General features: G+C 68.5%; 10 protein-coding genes and 1 pseudogene. 1 reads left to right on the plus strand and 10 read right to left on the minus strand.

The genetic code is table 11. From position 1 onward, the window contains the following. Positions 1-143: 143 nt before the first annotated feature. Positions 144-503, minus strand: a pseudogene (locus HNR21_RS36610) (transposase family protein); the annotation flags it as partial. A gap of 364 nt (positions 504-867) precedes the next feature. Beyond that, positions 868-2,097: a hypothetical protein gene (locus HNR21_RS09640; RefSeq protein WP_182704935.1), complete on the minus strand. Its 1,230-nt coding sequence runs from the start codon at positions 2,095-2,097 to the stop codon at positions 868-870. A 270-nt stretch (positions 2,098-2,367) separates the two neighbouring features. Here HNR21_RS09640 and HNR21_RS09645 point away from each other — a divergent pair, with 270 nt between their 5' ends. Beyond that, positions 2,368-3,309, plus strand: coding sequence for a hypothetical protein (locus HNR21_RS09645; protein WP_182704936.1), 942 nt, complete (start codon positions 2,368-2,370; stop codon positions 3,307-3,309). A gap of 8 nt (positions 3,310-3,317) precedes the next feature. Here HNR21_RS09645 and HNR21_RS09650 read toward each other — a convergent pair whose 3' ends face one another. The 8 genes from HNR21_RS09650 to HNR21_RS09685 all read right to left on the minus strand — a co-directional run bounded on the left by HNR21_RS09650 (position 3,318) and on the right by HNR21_RS09685 (position 12,738). After that, entirely contained in the window at positions 3,318-4,250 is a 933-nt protein-coding gene (locus tag HNR21_RS09650; RefSeq protein ID WP_220500109.1) for a hypothetical protein, read from the minus strand. Then, positions 4,250-5,326 carry a thiopeptide-type bacteriocin biosynthesis protein gene (locus tag HNR21_RS09655; RefSeq protein ID WP_182704937.1) on the minus strand — a complete coding sequence of 359 codons (1,077 nt, stop codon included), beginning with the start codon at positions 5,324-5,326 and terminating at the stop codon, positions 4,250-4,252. The genes HNR21_RS09650 and HNR21_RS09655 overlap by 1 nt, the downstream gene beginning before the upstream one ends. Further along, complete coding sequence (locus tag HNR21_RS09660; protein WP_312880951.1) at positions 5,308-6,543, minus strand: lanthionine synthetase C family protein; 1,236 nt, start codon at positions 6,541-6,543, stop codon at positions 5,308-5,310. The genes HNR21_RS09655 and HNR21_RS09660 overlap by 19 nt, the downstream gene beginning before the upstream one ends. Then, positions 6,540-9,671 (minus strand): lantibiotic dehydratase, encoded by a 3,132-nt coding sequence (locus HNR21_RS09665; protein ID WP_182704938.1) that lies wholly within the window; start codon positions 9,669-9,671, stop codon positions 6,540-6,542. The genes HNR21_RS09660 and HNR21_RS09665 overlap by 4 nt, the downstream gene beginning before the upstream one ends. A 107-nt stretch (positions 9,672-9,778) precedes the next feature. Continuing rightward, the gene (locus tag HNR21_RS09670; protein WP_182704939.1) at positions 9,779-9,970 is read right to left on the minus strand and encodes an FxLD family lanthipeptide; all 192 of its coding nucleotides are present in this window, start codon (positions 9,968-9,970) and stop codon (positions 9,779-9,781) included. A gap of 15 nt (positions 9,971-9,985) precedes the next feature. Further along, entirely contained in the window at positions 9,986-11,281 is a 1,296-nt protein-coding gene (fxlM, locus tag HNR21_RS09675; RefSeq protein ID WP_376766579.1) for a methyltransferase, FxLD system, read from the minus strand. A 162-nt stretch (positions 11,282-11,443) separates the two neighbouring features. After that, positions 11,444-11,767 (minus strand): hypothetical protein, encoded by a 324-nt coding sequence (locus HNR21_RS09680; RefSeq protein ID WP_182704941.1) that lies wholly within the window; start codon positions 11,765-11,767, stop codon positions 11,444-11,446. Positions 11,768-11,877: 110 nt separating this feature from the next. Beyond that, complete coding sequence (locus tag HNR21_RS09685) at positions 11,878-12,738, minus strand: helix-turn-helix domain-containing protein (RefSeq protein ID WP_182704942.1); 861 nt, start codon at positions 12,736-12,738, stop codon at positions 11,878-11,880. Between the last annotated feature and the right edge of the window lies 1 nt (position 12,739).

A 12,739-nucleotide genomic window follows, 5' to 3' on the forward strand; every position in this document is an offset into this window, starting at 1 on the left:
CTTGTTGCAGAAGGCTGTGAGCGGGCAGGTTCGGGCCGCTCGTGTGTTCGTGCCGGGTCATGCGGCCAGGGCGATGTTGTGCAGGTGGGCGATGGCTTGGACGGCGTGGTGAAGGCCGCCGCCGCGTGTCGGCAGCCACGCAGGGTCTTGTAGTTCTTCATCCGCGCGAAGGCGTGCTCGATGCGGACGCGGACTCTGCAGTGCTCGGCGTTGTCCTCCTCCTGGACCGGGAACAGCGGCCGGTCAGGGCGTTTGCGGTGCAGGACGGCCGGCCTGCAGCCGATGTAGGCGCCGTCGCCCAAGAGCGTGACGCCCTGGCAGTGGGCGGCCAGCCCGGAGGCGCGCCAGGCCTGGGCGCCAGCGGTGGTGCCGGGCACCGGGCGGGCCCGCGGCCACGACCAGACGGGTGTCGGCGTCGATGATGACCTGCACGTTGGCCGAGAACCGGTAGTTGCGGCCAGAAGAGCCACCTGCCGATCACGGACGGGACCATGGTGCCGCATGCGATCCACAATCGCTCCCCCGCATCTTGGGGCGGGGCGCCGGCTCCAGCGCCGGCAGCGAGCCGAGCCGCTGCACCACTCGGCATACCGTCGCCGCCGAGGTGCCGAACAGCGGCGCCGGCTGCCGCATCGTCAGGTTCGTGCGGTCCAACACCGCCACCGGCAGCACCCGCTCGGCCAGCGGCAGACACCACGGACGCCCGATGGCGAGCCGTTGCCGCCACGCTCGCGCACCGCCCGTACCAGCCGCCGGAACCGGGCCTCCCGCAGCCCGGTGAACACCTCGATCCACCGCGGCTCAGTCCGCAGCACCACCCTGCCCATACACGAAAAATGCCCTGACCTCAGCCTTCTGCAACAGGCTTTAGGCTCGGGGGATCACCACGGGCAGCAAGGACAGGCGGATGACGCGCTGTTCATCACCTGCCGCATGGATGAGGAAGTCGCTTCGCTTCATAGGGTCATCCGGGGTGATCACCTGGAGGGTGCGTTCGTACTCGGCCAGCTGGGAGCGGGCCTTGTCGATTGCGGCGGTTACGTTCTTCCTGTCGCGGATGAAGAGCACGATGGCTACCCGGGTGTCTCTCCAGACCGTGTACAGGCCGAGTAGCTGGTCGACGGCCTCGACGAACTTTTCAGGTCCGTTCCAGAACTTGCACTCGCCGATGAAGGCGTTCCGGTCGTGCCAACGGAGCAGGATGTCCGTCTTGCCCTTTCCGACGAACGTCTCCCCGGTGGCGGCCCCTTGGTAGTTGGCATTGAGGATGAACAGGAGAAGGTCTCGTAGGGTCTCCTCATCCTCTCTGGCCAGCTTGTTCGTGGTCTCCACGAGCCGTTCCAGCGCGGCCGTGAACGACATGATCATGGATATCACATCTTCGGCTATCTCCTCTTGGAGGTGCCACTCCGGACGCCCGGAGCCAACGGCCTGATCGAGTTGCTGAAGCGTCAATGCGCGGGATCGCAACGGGATCCGTTGGTTCTCATCCCTTGGTGCGACCGGGATTCCCAGCGCGCTAGTCGCGGCCTTGAATGCCTTGATGCGACGCGCCCTCGACTCCAAGATCGCTGTGACCTGCTCGCGCACCTGCGCCCGATGCGCGTTGATCTCCTCGTTCGCCGCCTCGGCAGCCTGCCTGATGCGTTCGTGGAAGTCGTCGATGGATTGACGAAGCCTCTCGGAATCCAGCATCGCCATCTCATCGTTGGTGCCCACGAAGCTCAGCGTCACCGTTGACGGCTGATCTCCGACCGTACGTGACGAGAGTGGAAGGCCGGCGCGAGCAGCATGCTGAGTCAGTGCATGCGTTGCTCCATCGACGGTGACATTGAACGAAAAAATCACCCGCCACTCTTCATGCTCGTGCCCTCTGCGGGGAGGTGCTTCCTTCGAATCCAGCCAAAGTCCCGCATGGTCGACCACCACTGGTGCGGCGGCACACTCATTCACTACGGCTTCTGCGGCGGCGTCGACTGGCAGCCTCTCCAGGACTTCTTCAGGAAGATCCCGTGCTTTTCTGATCGCGAGCTGCAGTCGCTTGTCATAGTCGGTAGCCGAGCGGTGGATTTCTTCTTCCCTATGCGGAAAGCTCATACACCAGTCCCCGTCATGCATTCCATCATCGTTCTATCGGCGTATGGCCCGGTTTCGTTTCCACCCAAGAACCCTGTAGAACACCGCCCAAGAGTACGCAGTCCCGTCGCTCACCGCTCGTACACCTGATCAACCCAACTCAGGCCAGCCTGGGTCACGCACAACAGAGCTGGGATCCTCAAGGCGCAGGAGCCCCACAGACTCCGGTCATGCCGGCTACGGCCAGGAACCAGGGTGCGTTCGGCACGTCCCGGTCGTACCGTCATCGACGTGACGATCGTCGACCGCGACCAGCTCCTCACCTCTGCCCGTGACTTCGCCGACCGGGCATTGCGCGCCTACCTGGAGGACGACACTCGGGTCATCCTGGCCAACGCGGCCATCGCCATGGAGCACCTGTCCAAGGCGTACCTGTACAGCCTGCATCCGGCTCTGCTGATGGAGCTCCGCAACGGCCAGCTCGACTCCCTGCTGCACCTGGTCGGCCTGGGGGCGAAGGCACGCAAGCTCCAGCATCCCAAGACCATCAGCGCCAAGGAGGCCCTGGCGCGGGTCGAGCACGTCCTGCCGACGCTGCGGGCACCCAAGACACAGCTGAGCCAGCTCGTCGAGGTGCGAGACGGTGTCGTCCACGTCGGCTATCTGACCACGGAGAACACCCGGGAGATCCTGACGGCGTTCCTGCGGTACGCCAACGAGTTGTTCGAAGAACTGGAGGTCGGCGCCGGTGACCGGTGGGGCATCCATGCAGAGCTGGTCGACTCGCTGATCTCACATGCGCTGACTGAGATCGAGCGGGATGTTCGGCATCGGGTGGCGGCGGCCAAGCTTCGTATCACCGAGCTGTTGAAAAGGATCCCCGAAGATGAGCATGGCCCGTTCATGGTGGCCCGGCAGGCTCAGACCCCTCTCATCTTCGTGACCCCCACGCAGAGGCGGGCAGCGGCCACCTGTCCGGCCTGCAAGGATGAGGAAGCGAGCTATTTCGGTGAACCTGATTATGATGTGGACGTTGATGTAGAGCCGGATGGCCGCGGCGGCTACATGTCCTACATTGCAGGTGCCTACTGCACGCTGGTCATCGAACGTTTCGTCTGCGGTTGCTGTGAGTTGCGGCTGGACGGCCCGGATGAGTTGGAGGCCGCAGGGCTGGACAAGTTCGTTGAGAACTACGTCGACTCCGAGGACTACGAGTCTTATTTCGAAGATTAATGAGTGGCCTAGCTATTTGCGCCGAAAGTCGGCTGCTGTCCTTGCTGCGGTGGGTTGAGGGCCGTCATCACCTGCTCGACAGGCGGTGGGGGAGGGATGGCGCGTCCCAGGAGAAGGCTGGCGCGTTGACGTAGGGGTTCGGCCAGGGCGAGGTGGTCACCGCGGGTGGTGGCGTGGAGGAGTTCGGTGATGACGGCCAGTTCGGCGAACCGGCCGGAAGGGGTGTCGAGTATGTGGGCGAGCTCGCTGCGGATGCGGTCGGCGGTCGAGGGGACCAGCAGGCTGTAGCTGTGGAGCATCGCGGCGTCGTATCCGGCTGGGGCCAGGCCCCAGCCTTCGAAGTCGAATACGTGCAGGGTGGGCGCGCAGATGTTGGCGAAGTGGAAGTCGCCGTGGGCCGTGGTCCAGGGGTGCGGGGCCGTGGTGTCGATGGGCGTGCCGAGTAGCCGGGGCATGGCGTGGTCGAGAAAGGTCTGGTGGATGGTGACGCGCCGGGTGGGAACTGCGGCGATGTCGTTGAGCACGGCTCGTACCGCAGTCCACCAGCCGGGCGGCAGGTCGGGGTTCGTCGTCAGCACTGGAGATGTTGCGACGGGGCGGGCGGTCACGCGGCCGTACAGTTCCGCGCGGTACTGCCAGCGCTGATCGTTCCAGTCGTGCCAGGAACGCAGCCGGGGGCGGGGGATCGAGCCGGGCATGGACTTTTCGGCTTGGACGGAACCGTCCCAGAACGTGGCGACGACCTGGCCGATCGGGGCGCAGGCCACGCGGAGCCAGGCCGAGCCGTCCGGTGTCGTGACGGGCCGGCCCAGTGTTCTGCCGCGCCAGCCCCACGTCTCGTGGGCGTCCTTGTCCGTGGTGACGCCCATGGCGGCTCGGGCACGCCGGTGGGCGGCGCGCATCCGCTTGACGACCTCGGGGTCGTCGGGCCGTGGCCACATCACCGGCCATCCGCGGAGTGGGAGCCGGGTGACGGGAGCGGCTGGTCCAGGATGGTGTCGCGTGCCGCTCGCGCGAGGATGCTCTGGGTGCTGGCTGGCAGACCGAGCCGGTTCCAGTGGAAGATCACATGGTGGGCGAGAACGTCGCGCAGTCCCCGCTCCAGGCTCGCGTTGCCTGCCGCTTCCTCCAGGGCGCGGCCGGCGACGTCGAACGCGGTGATCCAGGACGAGGCGAAGGCCAGTGGCCTGTTCGGGCCGAAGAGCGGTCCGGTGGGGCGGGTGTCGGCGGTCATCAGTAGCCGAAGGTCCCTTGCCAGCTCGGGCAGCCGCTGGGTGGGCGTGTCGGGGGCGAGGGGGCGTAGCCGCGCGACGCGGTGCCAGACGTCGCCTTGCTCGTACCAGTCCTGTTTCGCGCCGCGTAGCAGGGCGCTGCACAGCAGGATCGATAGTTCCCGGCGTCCGATGGTCGATCCGCTCGGCGCGGTGGGGCGGAGCGCATAGTCGAGGATGCCGCGGCTGTCGGCATGGAAGAGAGCGTGGGCGAGCTCCATCGCCGCGGGCCCGCCGAACGCGGCTGATTCCGGTTCGTAGATGGTTTCCCGCCACCGCGCGATCAGCCCTTCTGCCGCAAGGCCGTCCAGGATGGTGCTGACGGCCGCCTTCATGTCGGCGGAAGCAGCGGGGGCAGGTAGCACGCGCAGCCGCCATGAGGGGGCCTTGCGGATGAACCACCACGACACGACGAGCCGCGCTTCCTGGAGCGCACTCAAGCGCGGGGCGAGGTGGGCGGCGGCGATGTGCTCGGCGGTGCCCCAGTCGGTGAACTGAATGCGGGCCTGGTACCAAGTACGGTCGGTAGCTTGCGCGTGAAGCGCGGCGTATCCGGCCGCTCGGTACACCTCGACGGCGTCGGCGAGGTCGGCGGGCTGCATCCCGATGCGGGCTGCGGCGTGGACCACCGGTACACCGGCCAGGACCGCCAGTACGCCGTCGGCCGTTTCGTGCGGCGCAATGTTCGCTGCCGCCTGGCCCTCTGTGCGGCTGCCCTGGGGGCGGGTCAGTTGATCATCAGGCATGTGTCCCATCCGGAGATCGGCGGCTCGGTGTGTGCGGCGGTGTGCAAAGCGAGCGCAAGACCCGCCTGACCTTCCAGGAGCCCGGCAGCCTGGCACCGCGTGGCGGCGCGGTGGATCAGCATCTCGGTCAGGTACGGCAGGCTGGCGCTGATCCGCGAGGTGAGCGCGTCGTGGGCGGCGCGGGCGGCGGTCTGGTACAGCCCGGCCCATCCGTGACACAGGCTCGTATCGACGATCTGGCCGAGCTGGTCGGGGTCGGACAGGCAGGCGGCCAGGGCATGTTCGGCGAACTGGCGGCGGTGGGGGTCGCCGGTGGCGATGGCGGCCAGTTGCTGGGCACGGGCGATTGCGGGAGTGCCGTAGCACCAGCTCGGCCGCGCAGGGCCAGGCTGGCTCGGGCGGCCGGTGCGCAGGTCGTCGAGGGTGATCCATTGCGGCCACCACGGTCCGGTGTCGGTGTCCTGCCGCCAGGTGTCCAGGAAGGCGCAGATGCCGTGGATGGCGTCGGCGTGCCGGTCGACGGTGATTCCTGCCCGCATGGCTTGGGCGAGCAGGGCGAGCGGTCCGGTGATGCCGTGGGCGATGCCGAGATTCGCGTGTCCACCTGGGAGGTCGGGTGAGCTCCTGAGGTTGGGAGCATGTGGGGCCCACCAGCCGGGCAGGGTCTGGCCGTCGGCGTGCAGCGGGCCGGTCAGGCGGACCAGATACGCCAGGATGCGGCCCAGGGCGTCGCTGCCAGGGGCGTGCGTGAGCAGGTACGCGCCGATCCCGGTCAGGCCGTGCAGCAGGTCGTATTCGGCGAACGCCGGCCGTCGGCCGTGATTGATGCGCTCCAGGGCGAGGTCGACCCGGCGGTGCGCCAACGCGGTGAGATGGGTGTCGATCCGCGCGAGCGCGGCACCGTAACGGGCGGTCCCGTCAGCGCCGGCCGCGTGGAGGACAAAGGCGATCGCGGGCACGCCGAAGTACAGCCCCGCGTCGTTGGCGGCGCTGACGTCCTCGCGGGTGGCCGCCTTCACCCAGTCGTGTGCGGTATGCCAGCTTCCCTCGCCGGTGTGGGCGCGTTCGATGTGCAGCAGTGCGATCCCCGCGGCTCCCTTGGCCAGTGACTGGCCCCACCCGGGCTGGTCAGCGGGCACCGCCAACGGCGCCAACTGCCGGGAGAGTGTTTCGGCGGCTTGGCTCAGGGCCGGTTTGAGGCGGATGGGCACGGTCACTGCTCGTTCCCGAGGGAGAGGGCGATCTGGCGGAGTGCGGCGGCGCGAGCCAGTCGGTTACTGATGCGCTCGCGCTCGGGGTCGACGCCCAGAGCCCGGACGTGGTGCAGGTGAAGCAGGGACCGCATCGCCGAGGAAGGATCTCGCTGCGTGGCGAGGTGGGTACGGTAGGCGGCCAGCGCCGTTCGCCGCCTGGCCCAGGCCGCCACCACGTCCTCACCGCCGGGCAGGGCTCGCAACGCCGACCACTCCTGGCAAGGGTCGGCCAGTTCCAGCGCCATCTCGCGTAGCGCGGGATCCACCCACCCCTGCTGACGGGGGAGCCGGTCGATCAGCCAGCGCAGTCCCCGGCCGGGGATGTCGGCGTAGGAGGAGGCCAGGTCGACCAGGCTGGCGACGATGAGCGCCTGCGCCGGTGTGCCGCTTCGGGCCGCCATCGCGAGCTGGGCGAGGGCGGAGGCCGAGTCGGCGGCGAAGACCTCCTCGGCCGCGGCCATCGCCGTGCCATGGCCGAACCGCCCGGTCTCGGGATGGTAGGTGTCCAGCCGCAGGTACGGCACGAGGCCACGGTTGCGGAGGTGGACGGCCCACCTGCCGACACGGGCGGCGGCGTCTCCGTAGCCGGCAGGGTCGGACAACCGTACGTACACGTTCAGGTGCTGCTCATCGGTGGGGCGCGTCATCTCTCGATGACGGGAGAACCACCACACCTGCTGCTCGTCCCAGCCGTCGAACAGACGGGGCAGATGATCGAGAAGAATTTCATCCTGGCGGGCCGGGTGCCCGCCGATCTGCGCATACAGCCACACCGATGTTCCCGGCGGATGCCCTGCCTCCCGACCGGCCGTTCGCCCAGCTGTGTGTGCAGACGTGCTCCCGGGCACGCTCTTCGGCTGATTCTCGGCCATCTTGGGCTGAGCCAGGCGGAGGGGAACGAGGAACTCGTGGGCGCGGCCGATCCAGGCCAGGCCGCTCGGGTCGGGAGCCTCGCGCAACTCGACTTGGCGGGCGCGATCGAGTCGGGTGCGCAGCAATGCCCGGTGCAGATGATGGCCCAGATCGAGCGGCAAGCGCCGTTCGCTTTCGCACAGCACGACGGCAGACGGGACACCCCGACGACGGCACCAGGCATGCAGCGCTTTGTCCCACTCGGGCCACGGGGCGCCATGGGCGGGCAGATCGGCGGCGGTCAGCAGCCAGCGGGCCGCCGACAGCACCGCCCGGCCGTAACGCACCCGGGGCAGGTAGGGCAGGCGTGCGGCGGCTCCCCAGTCCAAGCCGGTGTAGACGGCGCATCGGGCCGTGGTCACCTCGGCGAGGAACCGCGCAAGCGGCGGGGTCAGCACCCCGGCCTCCAGCGCATGGACGATACGCGGCTCGATGCGGCGGCCGGTCGACAGTTGCACCAGGTACATCTGCCGGGCATCGGCGGTGACCGCCAGGTCGTCCAGGGCGATCAGCCCTTCGCCGCCGGAGGGGCGGTGTTCCGCCAGGGAGATCACCTGGGGCAGCAGTTGGAGCGTGCGTGCGACGTTCTCGCTGCTGCGCCGCCGCGGCGGGAACGACAGTTGAGCCGCCACAGCGCCGCTACCGCTCACCGCGCGGTAAGCGTTGCAGAGCCGGTCCCGGTCGGCGTCAGGCAGTAGCTGGGCGAATCGCCCGGCCATGCTGCTGCTGGGCCTGGGCGTGCCGACCACCAGCAGGCGGAACGTCCCATCCGCCACCGCGGCCAGGGATGGAGCGTGGAGCTGAAAAGCCAGCTCCACCTGGGGCGGAGGGAGCACTTCTCCCTGGTCACCGACGGTGAGGGAATCGATGATGGCTTCGGTCAGCACGATCTCCTCGCGGCCCTCCAGCGTCGCCTGCTGGACCAACGCGAGCAGCGCGTGGTCGCGTTCGGTCAACGTGGGGGCGGTGCGTGCGTACGGAGAGCCGAGAAATCCGGCAGGCAGCCCCAGCCCGCTGTCCGCCACCAGGTCGCGAACGGGTACGACGGCGCCGATGCCATATCGGGTCTTGAAACGGACGTGGAAATCTTTCCAGTGCGGGTAGCCGAACGGATACGGCGTCAACCGCAACAACGTCGCGGCGGCGGCCTCGGCTTCGCGGAGCACCGAGCCGGGAAGGGTGACGTCACAGTCCAGGCCCACATCCACATGCAGCGGCTGCTCGACGGCATCGCACACCGCTCTCATCCGGTCGGCCAGCCGCTCAGGTCCGGGCATCCCGCCGATGGACGAGGTCGTGGCGCAGGTCATGCGTGAAAGCTCGTCGTGGATCGCTGCCAGCTCCGCCGCCATCTCCGCCAGGCCGCTCAGTTCCTCGGCACCGACGGCTTTGAGCTGAGCGTTGACGTGCGCCAAGGCGTCAGGCGTGGTCATCGGCGCCCGAAGGGCGGTGATCAGGATGTGCTGGGCGGCGAGCTTGGTCAGCATCGCGCGGATCTGGTCCGCTGGCACAGCCGGGTAATCGGTGCGCAGCAACTTGGCCAACTCGCCGAACGGCAGGGGCTCTTGGGTGGCTCGGACCGTGGCGTCCACCGGCCGGATATTGCGGACGGAAACCTCCGCTGGGGCCAGCTGGGCGGGCCTTTCGTCCGAGGGCTGGCCGCAGATCACCAGCCGGTCGCCACGCACGACCGCAGTGTTGTCGACCATCACGGGCAGCCGGTCCAACAGGCGAGGACACCGTTCCAGACGGCCGAGGACGGCGCCCACCCACGCCGCGTCCGCCCGCGCCACCACCCGGTGGTCCTGGCCCCAGCGCACCACCGGGTCCCCGCCCACACCGGCGGCTGTCACCCCCGCGAACAGCCCGAACGGGGTCGCCCGGCCCTGCCAGCGCAGCAGGTAGGAGACCAGCGAGAGCACGACGCGGCGCATCTGCCGGGCATCCGGCTCACCCGCCAGCGTCCGCTCGACGCGACGGGACAGCACCGGGCTGGCGAGCTGCACCGCCTGGCGAACTTCACTACGTTGCCATACCTGTGTCAACCAGGCGCGGCCCCGTTCCACCACGGTGTCACCGAACAGGTCCACATCATCGGGCAGCGTCAGCCCACCCGGGCAGGTAGTGCCGCGGAGCAAGACCGCACCGGTATGCCGATACACCGCTTCTCCCGCCGCCATCGGCCGCTCGCCCTCCCTCCGCGTCGCCGCTGCCGCTGGCGCCCGCTGGTACGCCGGGCGCGTCATGCGCCAGCGCACCAGCAGGCGTACCGATCCCGGTGCAAACGTCAGGCGGGGTAGGCCATGGCGGAGGTGCAGGCGGTGCCATCGCAGGTGGAGCCGCAGTTGTCGCTGGTGCTCAGCAGCAGACCGCCGACCGGCTGCGACGCCTCCACCACGCGCACATCCAGCGCGAACTCCTCATCCAAGGCGGTGCCGGCGGACGCCAGGACGCCCGAGATGCCGTTACCCGTGCCCATGTGGATCACTTCTCCTTACTCGGTTGGGGGTGCGGGGACACGCTGGCCTGCGGCGGAAGGCTGCGCCGCCGGCCAGGAGACTGTGACGTGGACGTGCCGTTTGGTGATGACCAGCCCGTCGGGCAACCGCCCCACGGGGATATGCGCTGGATACACCGCGAACCGCGGGCCAGGCCCGGTGCGGTGGACGCGGTCCCACACCCCCACCTGCTCGGCCATCGTCTCGGCCAGCCTGACGGCATCGGGCCCGAACGCGTGCGCGCCGAACTCCACCGAGGTCTCGTCCACGCCGCGCACGGTGAGGTAGGCGAAGCCGGCCCCCTCGACCACGGCGGGAGCGGCGATGCGGTTGACCGGGCGGACCAGCCCGCTGTCCAGGTCCTTGTCCACCGACAGCAAGCAGAAGCCGTCCAGGGCCGTCGCCAGCCACAACTGGAGCGTGTCGAACGGCTCCCTGCGCCCGACCGTCACCCCTGACCACACGCGCGCGTCTCCGGCCTCGAACGCGCCGTTGAGCAGATCGGGATCGGCCGGCCAGCCGTCGTCGAACCTCAACCCGATCTCCTTGCCGCGCAGCAACAGCAGCCGCTCGCGGTGCCGCCCGGCTCCCTGCATCGCGACGAACCCGCACACCCTCGCCGAGCGGCTCTCCAGGTGGTCGCCAACGCGCGTGAAGGTGATCGAGCGGGTCAGACCCCGCATCCGCAGCGGTACCGTGATGGACCCGCCCTCGGTGAGCTGGTCCACCCACGCAGGCGGGATGTCCCAGGCCCCGGCCGTCACCATGATCCGATCGAAGGGTGCGTGCTCGGCGCACCCCTGCTCGCCGTCGGCCAGTACGACGTTGACGTGGGGGTAGCCGGCTTCTTTCAGGAAGCGGCGGGCCCGGTCGATCACATCCGGGTCTATGTCGATGGTGGTGACCACGCCGCCCGGGCCGACCAGTTCCGCCATCAACGCGGCGTTGTAACCGCCCGAGCCGATCTCCAGCACCCGCATGCCCGGCCCGAGCTCGGCCTGCTCCAGCATCATCGCCTGGATCTGGGGCGCCGAGACCGAGCTGATCGTGATTCCGTGCTCGTCCCGCTTGGTGACCAGCCGATCTTGGGCATACGCCTCCTCCAGGGACGCCTCGGGGGCGAACATGTGCCGGGGCACCGTACGGAACGCGGTCTCGACCTCCCTGGATGTGATCACACCGTCGGTGACGAGTGCGTCGACAAGCCCGCTGCGCAGCTGCTCGGCACGGGCTGAATCGGCGGCATCAGACACTGAACGTTCCTCTCCCACACTGCGTTTCGTGGTTGTCACTGGTGTTGGTCGCCGGATGTCTCATGCGGTGCCGTAACCGCCATTCCGGCTGCCGGACGACGACCGGCTTGCCCACAGCCTGAACGACGACCGCGATGCGGACCCGTTGAACCGCCGTACCGTGCCAGGAGCCGGGCGACCTCTATGGCTGACTACCGGGCTCTATGGGCCGCACCCCTGAAGGCGTTCGGTCAGGATCGCGGCGGCGTCTTCTGGACGGTCAGCGGCGGCAAGGACCTCTCCGCCCATGAAGAACGCCAGTTCGTCCCGTTCCGGGTGCTGCTGGCAGGTGACCTCCAGCGAGGTGCACATCACCTGTGGGTTCCAACAGCGCATCACGTCCGGGCCAGTGCTCCTGTCGATGATCCGCGCCCGCATCCCCGCCTTTTCCAACGTGTCGGCCAGGGCCGACAAATGAGCCTTGGTCGAGTGGGCGGCGAACGGCTCAGCGGTCAGGGTCCTGTTGCGTGATGCGTCGAACTCCATCACGCCTCGACCGCAAACATCGTCACGGGCGTGCCGACAGGGTTGTTCACGGTGGCCTCCGGGTCAGCAGCGGGTTCGCTTCGACCGTAGGAGCGCCAGTTCCGACAGGACTAGGAGTTTTCACGAGTTTGCAGGAACCCTCGCGCCGCCTCGATCAACTCTCGCGCGGCGGCACCATAGACGGCCAGCTCGCGCAGCATGTCGAAGATCCTCACGAAGTAGGCGATCTGGTCGGGCCGTCGTGTGCGGAACCCTCCCGACCACATCTCGCTGCGTACGAGCTGGTCGTCGAAGATGTAGAAGCCCTCCCCCGGTCGGATGGTCCGGCCGCTCAGGGGAGGGATGATCCCGAACGCCACGTTCGGCAGCCGGGTCACGCGCAGCAGGAAGTCGAGCTGCTCGTGCATCACCGCATCGCCCCCGAAGCCGTGTTCCAGCGCGCCGGCCTCGATCACGAAGCTGTAGGTGTTGTCGCCGGTCGGCTCCGTCACCAGGTGCTGGCGGGACAGCCGGGCATCGGCCGCCCCCTCCACGTCCTCAAGGGGAAGGCCGTGGACGCGGGCGCTGGTCGTCAGGGCCGCCACCACGTACCCGCGTGTCTGGAGGATGCCGGGCACGACGTTGGATTCGTAGGCGCGCAGCAACCGGGTGTTCTCATACAGCGGTGTGCTGCGCGACTGGATGTGCACCATCCCGGCGCGCAGCTCGCGCCGGTGCTCGGCCCACATCTGCTCGACCTCGCGGTGCGCGGCGATCAGCTCGGGGATCTGCCGAGCCGCGCCGCAGGCGATGCACCACGCTCGGATGTCGTCTTCTGACGGGTTCTGCTGAGCGTGCTCGATCCGGGAGATCTTGGTGTTGTGCAGGCCGGTGAGCGCAGCCAGCTGCCGCCCCGTCAGGCCCGCGTCCCTGCGCAGATCACGGAGCCGCACGGCGAACGCTTTGCGGGCGGCGACCGCCTGATCGGACAAT

The organism is Thermomonospora cellulosilytica, from assembly GCF_014138835.1.
GTDB lineage: Bacteria > Actinomycetota > Actinomycetes > Streptosporangiales > Streptosporangiaceae > Thermomonospora > Thermomonospora amylolytica.

Bases quoted from the DNA above. Each gene is read 5' to 3' on its own strand.
- HNR21_RS09655 (WP_182704937.1), bottom strand. From the start codon at position 5,326: ATGCCTGATGATCAACTGACCCGCCCCCAGGGCAGCCGCACAGAGGGC.
- HNR21_RS09670 (WP_182704939.1), bottom strand. From the start codon at position 9,970: ATGGGCACGGGTAACGGCATCTCGGGCGTCCTGGCGTCCGCCGGCACC.
- HNR21_RS09650 (WP_220500109.1), bottom strand. From the start codon at position 4,250: ATGTGGCCACGGCCCGACGACCCCGAGGTCGTCAAGCGGATGCGCGCC.
- HNR21_RS09680 (WP_182704941.1), bottom strand. From the start codon at position 11,767: ATGGAGTTCGACGCATCACGCAACAGGACCCTGACCGCTGAGCCGTTC.
- HNR21_RS09640 (WP_182704935.1), bottom strand. From the start codon at position 2,097: ATGAGCTTTCCGCATAGGGAAGAAGAAATCCACCGCTCGGCTACCGAC.
- HNR21_RS09665 (WP_182704938.1), bottom strand. From the start codon at position 9,671: ATGGCGGCGGGAGAAGCGGTGTATCGGCATACCGGTGCGGTCTTGCTC.